Source organism: Fibrobacter sp. UWT3, from assembly GCF_900230125.1.
Lineage (GTDB): Bacteria > Fibrobacterota > Fibrobacteria > Fibrobacterales > Fibrobacteraceae > Fibrobacter.
The window spans coordinates 258,891-280,142 of record NZ_OCSS01000001.1 but is presented as its reverse complement, the minus strand read 5'-3'; the positions used below and the strand labels follow the sequence as shown (position 1 = coordinate 280,142).

8 protein-coding genes are annotated in these 21,252 nt (G+C 55.8%); 2 read left to right on the top strand and 6 right to left on the bottom strand.

What is annotated here, in order from left to right; genetic code table 11:
* Nucleotides 1-73: 73 nt before the first annotated feature.
* The 5 genes from CRO08_RS17235 to CRO08_RS01105 form a co-directional block, all read right to left on the bottom strand.
* Nucleotides 74-1,144 (bottom strand): carbohydrate-binding protein, encoded by a 1,071-nt coding sequence (locus CRO08_RS17235; RefSeq protein WP_255252193.1) that lies wholly within the window; start codon nucleotides 1,142-1,144, stop codon nucleotides 74-76.
* On the bottom strand, nucleotides 1,066-2,046 hold the full coding sequence (locus tag CRO08_RS17230) for a hypothetical protein (RefSeq protein WP_255252192.1): 981 nt from the start codon (nucleotides 2,044-2,046) through the stop codon (nucleotides 1,066-1,068). Before CRO08_RS17230 ends, CRO08_RS17235 begins: the two co-directional genes overlap by 79 nt.
* Nucleotides 2,047-2,162: 116 nt before the next feature.
* On the bottom strand, nucleotides 2,163-5,663 hold the full coding sequence (locus CRO08_RS01115) for a glycoside hydrolase family 2 TIM barrel-domain containing protein (RefSeq protein ID WP_097034723.1): 3,501 nt from the start codon (nucleotides 5,661-5,663) through the stop codon (nucleotides 2,163-2,165).
* 110 nt (nucleotides 5,664-5,773) lie between these two features.
* Entirely contained in the window at nucleotides 5,774-7,855 is a 2,082-nt protein-coding gene (locus CRO08_RS01110; protein ID WP_097034722.1) for a family 43 glycosylhydrolase, read from the bottom strand.
* Between the two features lie 172 nt (nucleotides 7,856-8,027).
* A complete protein-coding gene (locus tag CRO08_RS01105; protein WP_097034721.1) occupies nucleotides 8,028-11,006 on the bottom strand; it encodes a glycoside hydrolase N-terminal domain-containing protein in 2,979 nt (992 codons plus the stop codon).
* Between the two features lie 481 nt (nucleotides 11,007-11,487).
* Here CRO08_RS01105 and CRO08_RS01100 point away from each other — a divergent pair, with 481 nt between their 5' ends.
* Both CRO08_RS01100 and CRO08_RS01095 read left to right on the top strand, forming a co-directional pair.
* Nucleotides 11,488-13,299, top strand: coding sequence for a BatD family protein (locus CRO08_RS01100; RefSeq protein ID WP_097034720.1), 1,812 nt, complete (start codon nucleotides 11,488-11,490; stop codon nucleotides 13,297-13,299).
* Nucleotides 13,300-13,334: 35 nt separating this feature from the next.
* Complete coding sequence (locus CRO08_RS01095) at nucleotides 13,335-14,099, top strand: BatE protein (RefSeq protein WP_097035679.1); 765 nt, start codon at nucleotides 13,335-13,337, stop codon at nucleotides 14,097-14,099.
* A 41-nt stretch (nucleotides 14,100-14,140) separates the two neighbouring features.
* On the opposite strand, the gene sprA is transcribed toward CRO08_RS01095, so the two are convergent.
* A complete protein-coding gene (gene sprA, locus CRO08_RS01090) occupies nucleotides 14,141-21,028 on the bottom strand; it encodes a cell surface protein SprA (protein WP_255252191.1) in 6,888 nt (2,295 codons plus the stop codon).
* Nucleotides 21,029-21,252 lie beyond the last annotated feature (224 nt).

Here is a 21,252-nt window from a genome sequence, read left to right as displayed (position 1 = left end):
AAAAGGCCTCCGCAAGAATGCGGAGACCTTTTGTGTGTAGAGATGAGACTTTACCGTACCGGCTAGCGGTGCGCTATTTGACAGCGCGAATGACGTAGCGGGACTGCAATGCGGAGCCGCGCTGCACCAGGTTGCGGGCCTTGACATGAGCCTCGGCGAGCGATGTGGCAGAAACCTTCCCGAGCAGGCGGCCATTCAGGGAGAATATGCCGTAGGTTTGCGCCATGCCGAAATCCACGCGGTAGTTCTGCACGAGGGTCGTCGAATCGCCCGTACCTGAAGGCTCCGTGATGGTCGTATCGCCTGCACTGCACTTTTCGCCGGAGCAGAACTCGAGGTAGTCCACGTTCACGTAGTTGCCCACGATTTCGAGCTTGAGCACGTGCTTGCCGGCAGAAAGATTCACCTTGCCCGCATCGAACGCGGTGTAGGTTTCCCAGTCGGCGCCCTGCGGGAATATTATGTTATCCGTAACAGCAACGTCGTCGACATAGAGCTTGATGCCCGCATTCTCCGAGGAGGTTGCGTAGTTTGCCCTGAGGGCATATTCACCCGCCGCCGCTACATCCACAGTGTATTCAAGCCATTCGCCTTCCTGTGTATACCCGATGGCGTAACCCGTACCACCCTTCACGATATCGACGGCATCTTCGCGGTATTCACCACCCTTATTCTCGTCGTCCTTATCCAGGTAGGCCTTTCCGGAGCCACCCACATCGTAGTTTTCAACTTCAATCTTGCCCGGGATGGCGGCGGCGGAACCCTTGTACGGTTCCTGCGGGATAATCGGAGTCACGTAAACGCGGTAACCGTACTTCACATTCGTGATGTTCACCGGCACCGTAATCTTGCCTCCGTTCACGTCATATTCCTTGCTCGAAACCGGAGTGGTAGAAGGCACGGCCTTGTCCTTGTTTTCCCACACGACGTATTCCACGTCCACGTTCACCTTCTTACCGAACGCCTCCGGAATGCCCGAAATGTTCACGCTGATTTCGCCCTTGGTGTTTCCGCCGAGCACGATGCTTGCAAAGCCCTTCTTCTTGTCGAGGGCGGCAAAGCCGTCTACGCCGTCGCTCTTGTCGTTGGGGGCGTGACCTTCGCCATGTAGCCGCTCATGTCGCCGTACCACTTGTACAGCCACCAGCCGCCACCGCGCTCGTTATTGGAGGTAAGGAGGCTGCCGAGACGCCCCGGAAGCGGTACGAACCACCAGGAAATCATCGCGCTCTCGACGCCATAGCGTTCGAACTTGGCGATAAACGGCACCGATACGCCCGGGCAGCCTTCCTCGGAATGTTCCTCGGAGGAATACTCGTTGATACTGAAGGGGCGCGGAGACACGTTGTATTTCTTCTCGATACTGCGGTAGCTTTCGACAGTGTTCACGAAGTTCGCGCTACCCCACTGGTGCCAGCTGATTACGTCGGGCATGCAGTTGTTCTGCGAGCAGTACTTCACGAAGGCGTCCATGCGCGAGGAATTGTAGTACGAATACGAGGGGCCGATAATCTTTGCGGTCGGGTCCAGTTGGCGGATCAGGTCGTAAGTCTGTTTCCAGAGCACCGAATTGAAGTCGCCGTTCTCGTTTTTCCAGGTACCGTCCGGTTCGTTCCAGATTTCGTAGCCGTCAAAGTTCTTGTTGTTCGATTTGAGCTTGTCGTTGATGACCGAGGTAACCTCATTTTTCCAGTGGTTCATGTTCTGGAACTTGTACGGCCAGCCGGGCAACACGTCGGCAAGGCGTATCTGGATTTTGGCACCGATGCTTTCGACACGCGGGGCAACGAGGAATGCGCCGCCTATACCCTGCTGGCGGCCGCTACCGCTACGCGCAGGTGAAAGGAACACGTTCGGCTTGAGCGGGGCTACATCTTTCGTGATATCGCTCGGGAGCGTTTCCGTAAGGCCGTAGAGCGAGCCCGTGGCCACATGGGTCACCGGCTTGATACTATCGCCAAGACTAACGTTGAGGTTGACAGCAGCCAGAGCGCTTGCAGGCAGGGTGAAAGCCAACAGCGCGATTGCAGGAATTTTCTTGAACATATAACCATCCCTTGTGCGTTTGCACAAATACACACATATAAATGTATGTAAAAGGGCGCCTTCCAAGAAGGCGCCCAAAACAAATACTTTTGACAAAATTGCAATGGGGTTTTAGGCTATCTCACGACGATGCGGAAGGCGTTGCCGCCCCGTTCCGGGCGAACCAGGTACGAGCCCGCACGGCCAATCGCACGCTTGGTTGCAACATGCAGGTCTTCGACACCGCGGGTCATGAACCTTGCCACCTGGCGCCCCTGCATATCGAACACCCTGTAGTAGCGCATACCTTCGGGTACAAGCACAGAGGGCGTACGCAGTTTGTCCGTCGTTTCTACCGTGCCGACGTTTGCCGTCTCAGTAACATCCTTTTCCGGCTGGTTCTTGTAAATACCGGCGACTTCATCCGGGCCATACGCTGCAGGCGGGAGGTCGTTCCATCCGAAGTTCTTGAAGCCGAGCAGCGAGTATTCGGTCGGGTCGTTCAACTGCTGGCGAATCGGAGCGATGCGGAACTTATGCGAGTATTCGCGGTTCGCGTTCAGGCGATATTCGTTGAGCGGTTCCGCACCCCAGCTGTTGATGCCGCCGAGCCCCATCTGGTGCAGGTCCACACGCATCGTGATATCCTTGTTGCGTTTAAGTTCCCACGGGAGCTTGGTATCGGAAAGCTGTTCCGGAGTGTAGTGCTGCGCGTTGAATTCCATACGCGGATTGCCCACGACCATCAAGCCCTTGCCGGTCTTGTCGCTGGTGAGCGTCGCCCACTTCACGTCGGTGCGCTGGCCCGTTTCGCCAATTTCCATATACATGACCGTCATGGAATCTACGAGAGTCGAGTAGATGCCCATGAAACTGCCACGGTTACGGCCCATGTAGTTCTCGTCGGGGCCGCGACCGAAGTAGCGCACCTTTTCGTAGCCGCCCGGCACCGTGAAGAGGGTACCCACGTTCGGGATGTAGCTCTTGGAGCCATCCGGGTTGAACGTGTATTCCACAACGATATCGCCACTGCCGTACACGTAGTAAGTCATCTTCATCTTGGAACTGCCCACGTCCGGGAAGCTGAAGTTGAAGGTCACACGTGTTTCTTGCGGAGATACCTCATTGACTTCGGAGGTCACATTGCGGCTCTTGCTCGCCTTGCGCCATTCGCCGTGGCCCTTTTCCATGTTGAAGCCCTTGTCGTTATCGGTCGGGGCACGCCAGAAGTTCGGGATACCGCCGTTCTTGATAATGGTATCGCCACCGAGAACGTAGCTGGCAAGCGTACCCGCCTTCTCGTCGAAAGTAATCTTGAAGTCGGTACCTTCGATGGTGAGGCCGCTGACACGGGAAACCTTCTGGGCACTCAGAGTGCTGATATCCACTTCGGTAGACCAGGGCTGGTCATAGTTGACGCCGAACTGTTCATGAGCGACACTGTGACCCGCCTTCGCCCAGAGTTCGTCCTTCTTGAGGCGGAAATCGATATCCAGATGGTATTCCGCACCGATTGTCGTCTCGATGTCCGGCAATTCGATGGTAATTTCCTTCTTCTGGAGGGGCCCGATGTTCAACTGCGAGCCGCTCAGCTTGCCGTCCTTGATAATCTTGCCGTTTTCCCTGAGCTGCCAGATACCTTCGAGGAAGTCGCCGAGGTTCTTGAACAGGTAGCGGTTCTCGATTTCGATTTTGCCCTTCGCGGCATCGACGTTCTTCACGCGCAGCTGGCTATACTGATACTTGACTTCCCACATTTCCGGCTGAATCGCACGGTCAGGGAACACGAGGCCGTTCGCGCAGAAGTTGTCATCGTTCTGCCAGTCGCCCCACATGCCACCGAATTCCCAGTACGGAGTGCCCTTGTGGTGCAGGCCCTGGTCAATGAAATCCCAGATAAAGCCACCGAAGGCGCGCGGGTTGCTATAGAAGGCATCCATGTATTCCTTCAAATCGCCCACGGAGTTGCCCATGGCGTGTTCGTATTCGCAGAGCATCACCGGCTTGTTCGCATCCTTGTAACCGGCGATGTAGTCGTAGCCCCAGTACATCTGGCTTGTCACGTCGGCATTGTTGTTGTCGCCTTCGTAATGCACGTAGCGGGTAGAGTCGATTTCGTGGGCACGCTGGCGTTCGGAGGCAAACACATTGCCGTTACCGGCCTCGTTGCCGAGCGACCACAGGATGATACTCGGGTGGTTCTTGTCGCGCTGCACCATGCTGTTCAGGCGGTCCACCACCGGAGCGCGCCAGTCGTCGCTGCTCTTGGGCAGGTCGCCGTTTGCGCCGTGGCTTTCCACGTTCGCCTCGTCAATCACGTAAATACCGTACTTGTCGCAAAGGTCGTACATTACCGGGTTGTTCGGGTAGTGCGACATGCGGAGAGCGTTGATATTGAACTGCTTCATCAGGATGATATCCTGTTCCATGCGCTCGTAGTTCACTGCGCGTCCGTTATCCGGGTCGAGCTCATGGCGGTTCACGCCATGGAACTTGACCGGCATGCCGTTCACCAGCAGGCGCGGGGCTCCGTTGTCCTTCTTGATTTCGACCGTGCGGAAACCAATCTTGTTGCTTTCGACCTGGATTATCTTGCCCGCGTTATCCTTGATGGTGAGCACCGCCGTGTAGAGGTACGGCGTTTCTGCAGACCAGCGATTCGGCTTGGCATACGGGATTTCGAAATGCACGCTCTTTTCGCCACCGTTCGCGCCGATACCCGAGACCTTCTGCGCAGTCGGGGCAATCACTTCGCTGCCGGCGTCGTTGTAGAGCGAAAGTTCCACCGTATATTCGCCCGAAGAGGAACCCGTGGAGTTGTAAATCCAGGCGGTTGTCTTCAGCAAGCCGTCAGTATAGTTGTTCGTGAGGGTAGCGTCAATCTGGAAGTCCTGAATATGGACCTCGGGAACGGCGTAGATGTACACGTCACGCATGATGCCCGAAAGGCGGATGAAGTCCTGGTCTTCGAGCCAGGAGCCGTCGCACCAGCGGAACACCTGCACCGAGATGTTGTTCTCGCCCTTGCGCAGGTACTTGTTGATATCGAACTCGTGACCCGTGAAGGAGTCTTCGGAATAACCCACGTAGTTGCCGTTCACCCACACGTAGTAGGCGGATTCCACGCCCTCGAAATGCAGGCGGATGCGCTTGCCGGCCCACTTGGCGGGCACGGTGAAGGTGCGGCGGTAGTGGCCCACCGGGTTAAAATCGGTCGGGGCGCCCGGAGCGGACACGCGGTTGTTCTGCGCCCACGGGTAAACCACGTTGGTGTAAATCGGGTGGTCGTAGCCGAGAATCTGCCAGGAACTCGGCACAGGAATCTCGTCCCAGCCGGACACGTCGTAGTTGTCCTTGTAGAAGTCGTTGTTGCGCTGGCTCGGCTTGTCTACGTGGTAGAATTTCCACTTGCCCGAAAGCGTCTGGTACCATTCGGATGCATGGCGGTCGCCCTTGACAGCCTCTTCCACCGTAGTGTAGGGCATCGAGGTCACGTGCGGGTTAAGCCGGTTCACGCCGAAAACGCGCGGTTTGCCGTTCCATTCGTCGTTCGGGCCGCTCTGCGCAAAAGCGGAGCCCGCAAGCGCGGCAAAAATGGCCGCACACGAAACAACCTTGGCTATTTGGGAATTCTTCATAACATCCTCTTTGTTTATTCTACACCATAAAGAAAAATACCCCTTTTTCGGGGGTATTTAAATGGTTCTAGAAGAGGTTTCGTGGATAAGTTGTCAATGGTTCGGCAGGCTTACCTCACCTGCACGCGCTGGATTTGGGCACGGTTCGTGACGCTGCGGACGATGTACATGCCGCTCGCGTAACCGGCACGCTTGAGCGATGCCGCCATATCTTGCGTGGAGGTCGCTGCGCCCAGGTCAATGCGCCCGATGTACTTACCCGTCGCACCGAACACGTTGAACTCGCCTTCGGCCATCGGGGCAAAGCGAACCTGCTTGAGAGCCGTAATTTCCGCATTCGGGTCAACGAAGTTGATCCAGTCCACGTTCAGGTAGGCGCCCGTAATCAGGAGCTTGAGCACGTGTTCGCCCTTCTTGAGTTCCACGGAGCCGATTTCCACTTCCTTGTACGTAGTCCATACGCTGTCAACCTTCGGGAGCACCACAGATTCGGTAATTTCCTTGTCGTCAATGAACAACTGCATTGCAGAGGTCTCGAATGCGGTAGCCACGTTCGCAACGATGTTGTACTTGGCGTCAGCGGCGACATTGATAGTGTATTCAACCCATTCGTTTTCTTGCGTGTAACCGATGGCATAACCCGTGCAGGCCGCGTCCCCGCACTTGGAATCGCTAATGTCCACCACGTCGACTTCGTCTTCGCGGTAGACCTTGCCCTGGTTTTCGCGGTCATTGTCGTAGAAGGCCTTGTTGTGGCCGCCTTCGTCATAGTTTTCGGCCTCGATCTTACCCGGAACCGCAGCGGCAGTGCCCTTGTAGGCCGTCTGCGGAACAGCAGTCTTTTCGCTTTCCATGTACCAGTAGTCGAAATCGAACCCGCCCTGCTTTACCACAAAGAACAGGTCGTCGACGCCGGCAGCATCGGTCACGTCGAAGGAATGTTCTTCCCAAGCAGAACTTGAAGGGATATTCATGGATGCAAGGAGAGCGCCGTTTTCGGAACCGGCATGGAGTTCAAGCTTACCGCCGTTACCCCTGGTGCAAACGATAATGCGGTCGGCACCGTCGCCCATGTCTACGGAGCGCACCTTGGTATAGAATCCGCTGTTCATCTTGGTGAGGAACACATTGCCGTATTCGGCACCGACATGCTCGATGATGGTGTAACCGCCCGACGTATTGACAGTCATGCCGCCAACCCAGGCCTTGGTTTCGGCTTCCACGCGCACGAACGGGTCAAGGTTCTTGATAGGCTTCACGACGCCATTGTTGGTGGCGCGGATCGTGGGAATGGTACCGTCGGCATTCCAGGTGAATTCTTCGATTGCGGTAGAACGGCTGTAGCCGCCACCCTTCACGTTCTTCTGGTTGTGATAGAAGAAGAAGCTGCGGCCCTTAAAGTCGACAATGCCGGAGTGGACGGTGAACGCGGAACCCGGTTCGCTACTCGGCATAATGACGCCCTTGTAGGTCCAGGGGCCCGTCGGGGAATCGCTCCAGGAATAGTCAATGGATTCGGGAATGCCACCGGCGGCGTAAATCATGTAATATTTTTTGCCGCGCTTGTGAATCCACGGGCCTTCGGTATACTTGCCGTTAAAGGTGCTCATATCGGAGACCTTGATGTCGCTTGCGCATTCGATCATGTTCTCCTTGAGGGGGCAGTAATAGAGCTTCGGGTTACCCCAGTAGAGCCATGCCTGGCCATCGTCGTCAATAAATACGGTGGGGTCGATGTAGTCCCAGTTGGGGCCCGCCAGGTGCTTGCCGTTCAAGGCGTCCTTGAAGGGGCCTTCCTTCTTGTCGGACACGGCTACGTTGACGGCGCGGCCTCCGCGGGTAGATTCCACGGTCACGTAATAATAGTACTTGTCGTTGCGGCGAATGCATTGAGATGCCCAGTCGCCGTTTTTCTTGGCAGAACCGTTAAAGTCACCCGCTTCCAAAATGAGGGTGTTCATGTCGGTCCAGTTCACCATATCCGTGGTGCACGATACGCGCCAGCCATGCATCGTAAAAAAGCTACCGCCCTCGTCGTTGCCGGAATAGGTGCAAAGCGTATCGCCAAACACCACAGGCGCCGGGTCCGGAGAATAATAGGTCTGGATAAGCGGGTTTTCGGCCATGGCCTGCGTGCAGAGCCCAAAACCGATGACGGCTACGGCTATTTTTGCTGTCTTGGCAAAACTCATAGAACATCCCTTTCGCCTAAAAAGGCGACTTTTTTAACTCACCATTCTAAAATTATCCATAAACAAGGGGAAAAATCCATGTGAAAGCCATGTTCGCGTGGATAAGTTGTCAATGGTTCACCGAGCTAAGTGCTGTCCGCTCGGGGCCATTGGCCCCAGGATGACGATTTGGCTAAAAAGCGCGGATTTTGAGCGTTTTTTGCAGGTTTCCGCTGGTAACGACCGCAATGTAGTTCCCGCGGGCAAGGCTACCGTCTTCACCGAATTCCACGAGCGAACTGCCGAAACCTTCATGCGTGCCAACCAGCATTCCCTGCACCGTGTACAGGCAAACCTTAAAGCCGGCATTGGAACGTATCATGAGCGAAACAGAGCCCTTCGAGAGCGATACGGGGCGCACATCGAGCATCGTTACCGCCTTGCGCGCCTCGGGTACGGCATCCGTGCCCTTCGCGATGCTGAACCAGTCAAAGTTCATCAGGAAGTTGCTCTCGCCGGAGTACTCGAAGCGGAGTTTCTGCTCGCCCGCGGCAAGCGCGATATCCGCCGTAGTCTCGTACCAGTCGTTCCAGCCGTTCGTCTTTTCGGGGTCTACCGTGAGGGTCGCGAGCGCCTTGCCGGTAGAATCCGTAACCGTGATGGTAGAGGCGGCCTCCGCCTCGCTCGCCACGCGGGCCGTAAGCGTATAGGCGCCAGCAGTCGGGACCTTCACCAGATATTCGCTGAAATCGCCATCGTTAATCCAGCCCAGGTTCGGCTCTCCCTCAGTATCATCTTCAATCTGCACGCCGTCCATCGCGATGTAGCTTTCGGCCTGAATCTTGCCCGGGACCGTTACCGGCTCAAACGGCTGGTTCGTGAGCTTGAGGTTGCCGTCAAATTCATAAATCTTGCCGGGGACCGTCGTAGTCGTGAAGGTATTCGTACCGCTGACCAAATTCAGGGTCTGGCCCACATCGGACTTGATGGCGACATACGTGAGCTTGCCGCCCTTCCAGGCCATGGAATCAATCTCGAAACCACCGCGGGCACGGATACCCTTGATAGAGCCGTCCTTCCACTGCGAGGGGAGCGCCGGCAGCAAGTTGATCCTGTTGTTGTGGCTCTGCATGAGCATCTCGTTCACGCCCGAGACCGCACCGAAGTTGCCGTCAATCTGGAACGGCGGGTGCGCATCGAACAGGTTGTTGTACGTCTTGTTCGGGGTAAGGAGCATGCGGATCATCGTGTAGGCATGGTCGCCATCGTGCATGCGGGCCCAGAAGTTGATTTTCCATGCGAGAGACCAACCGGTCGCATCGTCACCGCGCTGCTTCAGCGTAACGCCTGCGCCCTTGATCAGGTCGGGAGTTTCTTCCGGCGTAATCTGCGCGCTCGGGAAAAGGCCGTACAGGTGCGAAATGTGGCGGTTCTTGTTGTTCGGGTCATCCCAGTCCTGCAACCATTCCGTAATCTGGCCGTACTTGCCCGTCTTTGTGGGCGGGAGCCTCTTGACGGTCGCCTCCATCTTGGCACGAACATCCTCGTCGACGCCGAGAATCTTGGACGCCTCAATGGTGTAGTTCAACACGTCGCGAATAATCTGGTTATCCATCGTGGGGCCAAAGCAGACGTTGTAACCGCCGTGGTCGTTTTCCGGAGAATCGCTCGGAGCCGTCACCAGGTACTTGTGGCCGGTTTCAGGTTCTTCCACAAGGCTGTTCACGAAGAAGAGCGCAGCCCCCTTCATGGTGGAGTAGACGTCCTGCAAGTAAGCCTTGTCAGTCGGGTTGAACAGGAAATGTTCCCAGAGGTGCGTGCTGAGCCAGCCTGCGCCAGAGGGCCACAGGCCCCATGCGCCGTCAATCGGGGCGGTACGGTTCCAGAGGTCGGTATTGTGGTGTTCCACCCAGCCCTCGTCTACGCCCCAATGCACCTTCGCGGTCTTTTCTCCCTGCGGGACCATGCTCTTGATCTTGTCAATCAGCGGCCACACGCACTCGCCGAGATTCGCCGATTCTACCGGCCAGTAGTTCATCTCGAGGTTGATGTTGGTCGTGTACTTGCTGCCCCAAACCGGGTTCGTGTCCTTGTTCCAGATGCCCTGCAGGTTTGCAGGCTGGCCGCCCTTGCGCGAACTCGCAATCAGCAGATAGCGACCATACTGGTAATGCAGTTCTACGAGCGAGGGGTCGTTCGTGGAATTGAAATTCTTCACGCGGGTGCTGGTGATATCGCCTGCGCTCGCGTCGGCAGTACCCAGGTCGATACTCACGCGGTTGAAAATCGTCTGGTAGTCCTTCAGGTGCGCCGCAAGCAGGTCGTCGTAAGACTTGCCCTTCACCTTGCTCATGATATCGGCTGCAATGGCGCCCGGGTCGCCGCTCACGTCATTATACGATTTGAAATTTGTCGCAATCGTGAGCACGAGCATTGCAGAATTCGCGCCCTGCACATTGATGTTCCCGTTCGAGACAGAGACCGTGCCGCCGTCGGCCACCACGTTCAGGCGGTTCTGGAACTTGATGGAATTGACCGTCACGTCGTAAATGAGCGTGTTCCCGCTATTCGACATCTTGTTGTTGCGATGTGGGGTTGTCATGGTCGCCCCGAAGCTCACCGATCCCGACTTGTCTGCAGACAAACGAACAACAATCACATGGTCCGGGTAGCTCGCGAAGTATTCGCGGGTGTACTTGACTCCCCCGCTCGTATAGGTCGTTTTTGCGATGGCCGTCTTGAGGTCCAGTTCGCGGCGGTAATTCGTGGCCCCTGAATGCGACGTGGTAATCACGAGGTCGCCCACCGGCTGGAAGCTCGCAGGGCCAGGGCCAATCATGTAGTTGGAGACGATGGATTCCGCAGTCTTGTAGTCCCCGCGGAACATGGCGTCGCGGGCATCCTTCAGGTGGTTTGCCGCACCCTGCTTGTTGTTGTCGCCCGGGCCGCCCGACCAGACCGTGCTCTCGTTCAGGCCGATAATATCTTTTGTGACGCCACCGTAAATGATGCCGCCCATGTAGCCGTTGCCGATGGGGAGGGCGTTCGTGAATTCGCCCGCCGCATCGCTGTTGTACCAGAGGGTAAGCGGGTTGTCCGTCGACGCGAAAGACAAGGTCGCCGCGCAAAAGGCTGCCGCGATTTTTACGCCAAACATCAGGCCAAGTTTCATACGTTCTCCTGGTTTTTCATACACCCAAATCCAAAGATATATGCCGAAAACGCCAAAATTACGAACCGCAACCCAGTTTGCATTGATTTTTTATCAAGAAGCGCCCATTTTGCATAAAAAAAACCGGCCCGCCTATCCAGCGGAACCGGTAATCACTAGAGAGAGATGTCTAAAAAAAAAACCGAGCGGCAATTAGGCGCGCTTGGCGTACTTCTTGTAGCTCTTGACCAGGAGGGCGGCGAGAATGCAGTACATATTGACTTTTTATCCTTTATTTTTGCGTTTTATCGTCGTTTTTATGTGATTTTCGTAACGACGGGCCAAAATTAACAAAAATTTACTAACGCGTCAAGGGAAAAAATTATATAAGAAAAACTTTTTTCTCCGATTTCAGGCAAAAACTGGCTCCCCCCGCCCCTATACCCCGCATCCGGCACCCTCATTTTGGTTTTCTACCCGAAAAATTGGTATTTTTGGCGGTATGAAACGAATTCTACTCATATGCCTTGCCCTCGCCCTCGGAGCGTCCGCGCGGCCTTCCCTGCAACTCGACAGGGAGCGCGTAGAAGCGGGCAAGACCTTTGGACTGCAGCTTGTATACCCGTTAAGCGATTTGCCCGAAAACAGGAGCGGTTTTTCCATCGACACGCAGAACGGATTCACGTTCCTGGGCATGGACAGTACAGACCAGGTGATGCGCCCCAGCATGGAAGAAATGTTCAATTCCTTCTGGGGAGGCGGAAGCCGCGGCGCCTACAAGGCCCGCATTTACACCTTCAAGCTAAGGGCCCCCAAAAAGACAGGGCGCCTGAACATCGGCAAGGTCCTAATCGAATTTGAAGGGCAAAAACAACCCATCTCGGGCGACATTCCCATCAACATCCAGCGTGCCTATACCGACGATGCACTCGGCGTATCGCTTACCGCAAGCAAGAAGACCATCTATGAAGGCGAACAGTTCTACGTAACGCTCGGGCTCCACACCTACGAGCATTTCGAGGGCAACCTGCAGGCGACAGACATGAATACGGGCAACGACTTCATCGTGCACCGTAGCGACCTCTCGAACCTAAAATTTGAACCCGTGGAAGGCAGCCGCCGCGAAATGCAGGCAAGCGCCAAATTCGCATGGCTTAGCCCCACCAAGAGCGGCAATCTGCAAATTCCTCCGTTCAAGTTCAAGTACACCAAGCGCGGCGAACCGAAAATTGTCGAAGAGAAAAAGCAGATGGGCGGCATGTCATTCCATTCGCAGAGCATCCAGCAGGAATCCGTCGAAGCCGAAACCCAGACACCGGCAATAAACATTACCGTAAAGCCGCTCCCCACCGAAGGCAAGCCCGCGGACTTCAGCGGGATGGTGGGCAACTACAGCTTCAGCGCCGACTTTGACCGCACCGACGTGAAGGTGGGCGAAGCGCTCACACTCTCCGTAGACATCAAGGGCGACGGAACGCCCGGCACCATTACCGACCCGAAGTTCCCCGACTTCAGCGACTTCCGCTCCGTACCTCCCGAAAACAATATCAGCAAGAAGGTCGTGGGCAGCAAGGTCACTACCAGCAAGAGCATCAAGGTGTTCCTCTACCCCAAAAAGAAGGGGGACTTTACCGTACCCGAGATTACCTACAGCTGGTTCAACCCCGCAAAGAAGAAGTACGAGACCGCAAAGGCGGGCCCCTGGAATATCCACGTGGAGAAGGGTGAAAACGCTCCCGAGGCTGTTTTCCAGAACCCCGTCGCCGCAAGCGGCCCCGCAGCCGTGCAGAAGCAGGAAATCGAATCGCTCGGTAACGACATTCGGTTCATCCATGCGGTCGGCAAGAACGCAGGTTCATCGCACCCGCACAGGAACGCCATTTTCTGGACCATATTCTTCGCGGCAATCCCGTTCTACGTACTCGTAACATTTGCAATCCGCAGGCGCCGCAAGCACAACAGCGATGCAGCCCTCGTGCGCAAGGGCAAGGCAAACAAGATGCTCAAGGCACGGTTCGCAAATGCACGCGCGGCCCTCCAGAAGGGAGACGCGAAGGCTCTCTATGCGGCGCTCGAAAACGGGCTTATTGACTACCTGAGCGACAAGACGAACCTGGAATTCAAGGGCATGACCCGCCCGCAGATGAAGGAAGAACTCGCAAGGCTCGGCATGAACGCAGAGACGATTGCGGCCATCGACAGCTGGCTCGAAAAATGCGCGTTCGCGCGGTTCGCCCCGGTGAATCCCTCCGCCGAAGAACAGAAACAGATGCTCGACGACGTCGAAAAACTTTGCGAAGAGCTGGATATTTAATTGATAATTGATGATGGATAATGGATGACGGATTTATGAAAAAAGTTTTGCTTATCTTATTTGCAATCGCAGTGGCTTTCGGTTCGGCATTTGCTACCGAAAAGTGCGCGGGCATCGAGGCCGGCGCCAAGACGTACAACGAGAGCGATTTCGAGCGAGCCATTGACGAATGGCGCACCTGCGTCGACAACGGCATGGAAGACGCCGACCTCTACTACAATCTCGGAAACGCCTACTTCCGTAACGGCAAACTCGGGTTCTCGATTTACTACTACAAGATGGCGCTCCGGCTCCGCGCCACCGATGACGACATAATGCACAACCTCAAGTTCGCGCAGGCCATGACCCGCGACAAGGTGGAAGAAGACGAGGAAGAAAATCCCATCCTCACCGGGCTATTCAAGGCGCACCACGCTCTTTCCCTCAAGGCGCAACTTTTCACGCTGCTCGCCCTCTTCTGGATTATCACGCTCGTGCTTATCGCCCGCAAGCTTGTTATCGGAGAGACCCGCAAGAATATCTGTACGGGAATCGTATTCGCGCTCACGACGGTCTTCTGCATCATCGGGGCGAGTGCCGCCTACAAGGTAATTGTCCTCGAGACCGAAATTACCGGCGTGGTGACTGCAGCCGATGCCGACGTGACAAGCGCACCGAGCGACAAGTCACAAACGCTCAACACACTTTCCGAAGGCACGAGCTTCGAGGTTATTTCTGTGCAGGGCAACTTCGCAGAGATTCGCCTCGGCGAAAAGATCAAGGGCTTCGTAAAGCTCAGCGAAGTGGGGATTATAAAGTAAGTCCTCGCGCATACGCTCAGCGTATGCGAATAAACTTCAAGTTAATTGAATCTCAGGAGGAGTGCGATTTCGAACTGCAGGATCTGGCGCAGGTGCGGGGTTTCGTCATCGAGTTTCTCGTGAATCTGCCTGTACTCAATGTAGCTGCTCATCGACGCCATCTTGTTGAACTGGTAGCTTGCACTCGGGCGGATAAACCACTCGTGCGTACGTGAAGGCACCGTGCGGTCAGTCAGTTTCAGCTCGGGGTTATATGCGGTCGGGTTGTCCGTCATGTTGTACGCCGAGAGGTCTTCAGAATCGAACTTCCATTCCCTAAACACACCGTCCGTACCGCTCTCCTTGTTCCACATGTTGTAATCCTTGTTTGCAGGCGTGTATTCCTTACGGATGGTCTTGTTGTAGTCGTAGCCCGCAGTGAGTTTCAGGTCCACGTTGTTGTCGAGCTTGAAGTACCATTTCCACAGCTGGAACCCGCGCTTTAGCTTGAGCGGGTACGATATGGTAAAGTCATCGCCGATATTGAACGCAAAGTCGTTGTAAAGCGCCGTGTATATCCAGGGCGTATTCCAGAAGTAGTCCGTAGTGTCGGCGATGTTACCGAGCGAGTCGGGCCAGCACGGGAGCCCGATAACCTCTTCCTTCGGGCGCCTATCCGTAGTCTCTATCTTCATGCGCACGCTGTTCTCAATCTTCAGGTTGTTCTGCAACAGGAACGTAGCGCGCACCAGCGGGTTGAAGTTAATCTGGTACGACCAGGAATCTTCCGCGCTCTGGAAGGGCTTCACGCTCGTCGTCTTCGTGAAATCGAACCTGTGGATTGTGCTCACGCTCTTGAAAGTATTCAGGAACGATACGCGCTGGGCAAAGTTCGGGATTGTCACACCCACGCCAATCTTGGGCCACACCGTTGTGGTGTCGATGTACAGCGGGTATTCACGGGACTGCGCGAAATCTTCCTTCCACTGCAAATCACCGGTAAGGCCAATATCCCAGATGGGGAGCGTGATGCCCGTACCAATCTGGAAGCTGCGCGATACCGCATGGCGGAAGTTGCCCTGGTAAACAAGCGTATCAACATCCCTGTTGCGGTACTGCCCGAACTTTTCGAAATCTCCGCGGGAGGTAAGCCCCATGTCGCCTGAAACAATGTTCCAGAGCCCGCGATTGCGGTAGCCGTTGCCGATACCGAGACCGTAGAGGTAGTACTGGAAGGGAGTCACGCCCTGCTGCTCGTACAGTTGTGCCAGCGTGAAGTTCTCGCCCAGCGTGTTGGTACTCGCGGTCCAGTTGAACCGTATTTCACGCCACTTGATTTTTTCCACCGCGCTCACGGCCTTCGATTCCTTGCCGAAGAGTTTCAGGAAGTCGACAATCTTGAAGGTCGGGCTGAACTCGAAGCGGTTTGTCTGCGATATGGTCCAGTAGTTCTTCTCGAGATTGTTCTGGTCCATAAAGTCAAAGTTGTCGGGAATGGTCTTCTGCTGGTTAAAGTCAGAGGTGTACCCCATGTTGAACGGCAGGAACGGCACCAGGCGCGGGTTAAAGTTTATCTTGAACTGCTGCGTGCGGGAACGTTCGTTCCTCAATATGCCGTAGGACTTGCCGTACTCGCGGGTACCCACGCTATCCACCTTGTAGAACGTGGTGGAGTCATAGCGAATTTCGTAGGAATCCGGGTTCGACATGTCGATTGCCATCGGCTGCCCATTTGCATCTTTCTTCGCAATAGTATCGGTCGGGATAATCACGAGACTGTCGCGGGAAACATACACCTTCCTGTCGGTATGGTCGTAGTCAAACACGTAGCCGCTCGCAAAGAGCCCGCCTTCGTCGGGGCTGAAGAAGTTTTCCTTCACGAATCCTTCGCGGTCACCGCCTCCGTACATGTCACGCTTGATGTTCAGGGAGTAACTCGTAGACAGGAACGAAAGGATGTTCCAGCGCATATTCAGCTTGTGGTTCAAGTCCGCCGTGTAGGTCACCACCTTGTCCACCTGCGGTTCCACGTAGTCGGGGTCGCGCACCTGGTTCACATAGCGCACGTAGTTGAAGTCGAACAATGTCACGTCGAACGTCTGCGGCCACGGTTCGAATTCCGTCTTCGCGAGAGCCTTCAGGAAGCTGTTTTCGGACTTCGCGAGGGATTCGAACGGTTTGAACTTGAAGAGGCTGAACGTACCCAGCTTGTACTCGAGCACCGTATGGTAAGAATACGTGGAATCCGATGCGGTCGTCGCGCGGCCCTCGGACTGGCGGTAAGAATAGCTCGCCGCCGGGCGTTCCAGGAATATCTGCGAAAGCGCCTCGCCCACCTTGGAATCGGCCGCCTTGTAGCTCTTGCTATAGCTGATGCTGAAGTTCTTTTCACGGGTGTAGGACTGGTAGCCCTTCGACTGAGCGTCGTCACGGAGTTCCTGTTCCTTCTTGTCCTTCGTCACGGCGAGTTCGTTCTGGAACATGTCCTTCGTGAGTTCGCTAAAGCTGCTGCGGTCAAGCGTCAGGTCATCGGAAGGCTTCATGTAGGGGCGCTTGGTCGTACTCCTGTAACCGAGGCTCATCGGGATATGGAACCCGAGACTATCGGCAAGGAACTTGTTCAGGCTAAGCGTAATATCGCCCGAAACATCGAGCTGCGATGCGGCCTGAGAAAGCTTGGGCTTCGGAGAACCGCCCGAAGTAGAAAGTGTCGCGAAGGCTCCGTCCTGGTAACGCACCGCACCCGAAACAGAAAGGAAGTCGGCAAAGTTCACCTGCGCAGATGTACGGGCCGCATAGCCCCATTCAGTATCCATGTCCGAAAGGCGCAGGTCATCGATCCAGAAGGTTCCCTCGAGGTCTTCCGCCGAGGCGCTCGAATCCGCGATAATCACGAAGCGCATCCAGTCGACGCTCGTCACGGCCGGATTACCCACCAGCCTCAGCCGTTCTTCACGATCGCCGCCAAGTTCCTTCACGACAGGTTCCACGAACGGCGGGCGGCGTCCCTGCTTCAAATCCGAGAAGTCGGAAACGTTCATCGCGAAGGCGTTCGCAAGCCAGTTCTGCTCGTGGCAATCCTGCTCGCGTTCGCACGATGTGCTATCGTACATTACCGGACGGAAGCTCCATTCATAGTAATCGTTCGAGCCCTCAAGCGAGCCGGAACCGAACTGCAACGCGAAACGCACCGGAGCCTTCGACGTCTTCGCCTTCGTCACGTAGTGAATTTCCATCTTGAGCGACTTGTACGACGATAGGTCCTTCTTGTCGGTCTCGAATATGCGCGTCACGCCCACTTCCTGGCCAGGGTTCATGTTCTGGTAGTCAAGTACCAGCGCAGTTTCCTTCAGGGGGGCGTTCGTCTCGGAATCGCGTTCCGTCTTGGTGTTCGGACTCTTGAAATACGTATTCGCGTTTTCGCGGCTATTGATGGTAGAGACCTTCACGTAGGTGGTATCGGTCGTGCCCACCGATTCCGAAACGGAAGTTTCAATCCCGTTCACGCTAACAATCTGCGAATTCTCGGTCGAAGATGTCTTGTAGAAGTCGGCAACAGTCGTTTCTTCCCAGGCATTCCCCACCACGGCAAGGCCAACAATCTGCACCTTCGCCTCGGCCACGCCCGGATTAAGCTTGCCCATCCAGAGCCTGGTAAAGAGCGACTGCGCAAGGATAGACTTGTAGTCGCTACCCGCAGAAGACACAACCGTATCGTACTGGTTCAGCGGAATGCGCCACTTGCGCCATCCGTTCTTCAACTTTTCGAAATGGGCCTCGTTCGTATCCGAAAGGTCAATGCGGTAACGCACGAAGTTGATGTCGGTATCAAGCGAACCGTTCTTGTTGATGTCTTCGGTATCGTACGTACGTTCACCGGAGTTGTTCTCGGTTCCGTTGATGGTTACCGGCGGGTCACTGTCATCGTCCAGGTCATCATTGAAGTTATCAAGCGCGATATCCGTCGTGGGGCCGGAGTTCGTCGAATTCTTTACCGAGGAGATACACCCGGCAATGCGACAATCCCAGACCTGGCGTTCTTCCTCGTCGCCCGTCTTGCCGTCCAGGCCCCTGTCATGGAGCGCAGTCGTCGAGCCCAGGTCGTTTTCGCCATCGTACTCGCCGTTCGGCGCAAAGCCGTTGATGGAAACATCTTCGCTCACCTGGCCCAAATCGAGGAACAGCGAGCCCACGTTACCGCGCGCCACCACCTCGATATACTTCATCTCGCTCAGGTCCTGGTAGTAGGCGCTATTCGGGCGCATGATGCCGCCCCAGGAGTTGCCCACCAGGTTGTCGTTTGCACGGAGAGTCATCTTGAGGACGGTCAGGTGCTGGTTGTCGACATCGGAGTTGCCGACATTCGGGTAGATGTACTTGTACAGTTCCGTATTGTTGCTGTGCCAGATGAACTCGCCCTGGTGCTTGTAGTCCAGGTTCTCTATGTATGTCGAGACATCTGCATCCGAACCGCCCGGAGGAGAAGCATGGTACCAAGAAAGCCTCGAGAGCGGGTACGTGAGACCGTTCGACGTCGTCTCGAAATCTTCCACCAGAGCCTCGACATCGTCACTCGTGTTCGCGTTGTGCCTGCTCGCCGCGAATTCGGCCTCGAACCGCCAGCTGGACTTTGCGTCCGTGTTTATTCCCGGAATCTTGTTCACGAGGTCGGTCAGGGCCTGCACCGTATCTTGCAGGCGGAGGTTCATACCCCACAGCACACTGGAGAACGGTTCGTTACCGAGCGTCGGGGTCTTCGCCGTAGTGCTCTGGCTCTTGTAGAGCGCGGTAACGCCAAAGAGCGATCCCGTACCGAACCCGTAGCGTTCCAGCGGGAGTTCCGCGCGGGCGCCCAGCAACAGTTTGTTGTCTATCTCGAACAGCGGTTCACATTCGAAGGTGACCTTGATTTCCTTGTTCGGGTCAAGCGCGCGTTCGCTCAAGAGTTCAATCTGGCCGAGCTCGTAGTTCACCTCGTAGTCGGTGCCGCGGGTAAGCACGGTAGAACCCGCAGTGAGCTTTTCGGTACCCGGCGATATGTCCATACAGCTGGAACCGCTCACGGAGTAGCTCGAGTTCGGGTCGCGCACACTGATCGTGGAACTGCGGCGCTTGCCCACCGATTCAAAGTAGAACTGGCTCGTGTAGCGGCTCAGGTTGTAGACCGGGAGCGAGTAGAGCTGCGCCACCACGTTCGTAGAATCCAGGTTGCGCAAGGGTTCCAGGCAGTTCGCCCGTGCACGCTCCGTAGCGTTCGGTCCGGAATACTCCGAAAGCGGTTTACACGGGAGCCACATTTCGCCGGTGTAGTTGCCGCTTGCATCCTTCTTGAAAATCGTAGCATCGCTCACGAGGGGCGTACCCGTCGTCGTGTCCGCGACGCCGAGCGTCTTGAGGAACGTTCCCGCCACGCCCGACTTGTTCTTCATGCGGAGCACAAAATTCGAGGAACTCGCATCCGTAATGCCAATAGCGTACACGTTTCGCAGCATGAGCTTCCCGATGTCCGTAAGTTCGGCAAGTTCCGCATCCCACTGGATAAGCACGATTTTAGCCCCATGGCTCATGGTCGTACCCGTACGTCCGGTGCCGTCGTTACTCCACAGGGCGGCAAGCAGCGTAGAGCGGGTCACGCCGTTCACCTTCACGATACCCGTCTTGGGGTCGTAGGAGTACTCGCTCGCAGGGATTTCCACCATGCGCTCTACTGTCTTCTCGATGGTCTTGCCGTTCGGGGCAGTGTACATGACCACGACATCGCGCCACACGTCGTTCTTGTTGTTGAGAGCGCTCCTCTTGAACAGCTTGAGGCCCGTCGCCGGGTAACTCGACGTGGTGCGGCCCGCAATGGCTGCGTTCACGTACTTGTCACGTGCATCGTGGTTCAAGAAGTAGTAGCGGTAAGACACGAACTGCTTGTCGAGCACCTGGAATTCGGTTGTCGTCTCCGAGGCGTTGATGGTGTATTCCTCCTGGCTTCCACCATCCTGCGACGCGATAGTCGTGAGCCGCCAGTCACCCAGTTTCCAGTCCGCCTTGATACCGAACAGGCCCTGGTGGTTCTCGGAATAACCCGTAAGTTCCGTACCCGAAAGCGAGAGCGAGGTGGTACCCGCTTCCACGCGCTGCAGTATGTAGTCCTCGAACTCGTCCTTGAACGATTCCTCGTACACCACACGCACCTGGTTCTGCACGCCAAGCCCGCTTTCCACGTTGTTAATCTCGACCGTCACGTAAGGGCCTATCTTGCCCTTCACCATGAAGCTCGGTTCGTAATCGAGCGAAGGCGAAGGCCAGAGGCTCGTCTTGGTACTGCCTTCCGCATCGTCAATCTCGCCATAGCCCTTCAGGCGCACGTTCATGGTACCCTGGAGCATCAGCTTGGGCTTGTCGAACCCGAAGGTCTTCATCCACGCGGGCATGTTCACCGGAATCGTGATGTCGAACATCGAGCCCGTCTCGGGCGCCTCGTACCCGCCGTCGCGCTGGCCGATAAGGCTATTGAGCCACAGGTTCTTGCGGCCCACGTCGTACATGTCTGCCACGTAGTCGGTAAGTTCGGGGTAGTGCGCCGTCCAGAGCGTAGTCGTATCTCGCGACACGCTGTTCACTCGCTTCTCGCTCACGTCGAGCTCGCGGGTCGCCATGTTGATTTCGTGGTCGAACACCTGGCCCTTCGTTTCCTTCATCAGGCGGGGCGATGCGCCCACGCCCCCGAACGGAAGCAGGCTATTCAGCGGATTCGAAGATGCCGGCAGCGGGAAGTACTGGAGGGTCGGCTGCCACTCGGTCTCTGCCGGGTCCGGAGCCTCTTCCGCTTCCGCATTTTCGGGTTCATCTGCAGACGCGGAAACGCTCACGGAAGAATCTTCCTGAGACCACGCGATGCCGAATGCCGTAAGGCACAGGGCCAGAAAACCCGAGCGGGTTCTATGTAAGAACCTTTTCAAAAGCAACAATCACAAAATACAGAATTCAGCCGAGCCAAATTCAGTTAAAAAGTGAATTTTCTGCCAAATTAGCAAATTTTCACTTTGCAATTTCAAAGTTGCAAAAAATTAAGGATTAAAAGTCATGCGGGAGGGGCCCCAGCTCAGAGTTGCGAAGGCCGCACGGGCCCCTCCCTGCACCCTCCCCATCCTTGGCCGACGCCTTCCACTTATAAGCCGTTTGT

Excerpts from the sequence above, each read along its gene's own strand:
- CRO08_RS17230 (WP_255252192.1), bottom strand. The coding sequence starts at position 2,046 with ATGTTCAAGAAAATTCCTGCAATCGCGCTGTTGGCTTTCACCCTGCCT.
- CRO08_RS01115 (WP_097034723.1), bottom strand. The coding sequence starts at position 5,663 with ATGAAGAATTCCCAAATAGCCAAGGTTGTTTCGTGTGCGGCCATTTTT.
- CRO08_RS01110 (WP_097034722.1), bottom strand. The coding sequence starts at position 7,855 with ATGAGTTTTGCCAAGACAGCAAAAATAGCCGTAGCCGTCATCGGTTTT.
- CRO08_RS01105 (WP_097034721.1), bottom strand. The coding sequence starts at position 11,006 with ATGAAACTTGGCCTGATGTTTGGCGTAAAAATCGCGGCAGCCTTTTGC.
- CRO08_RS01100 (WP_097034720.1), top strand. The coding sequence starts at position 11,488 with ATGAAACGAATTCTACTCATATGCCTTGCCCTCGCCCTCGGAGCGTCC.
- CRO08_RS01095 (WP_097035679.1), top strand. The coding sequence starts at position 13,335 with ATGAAAAAAGTTTTGCTTATCTTATTTGCAATCGCAGTGGCTTTCGGT.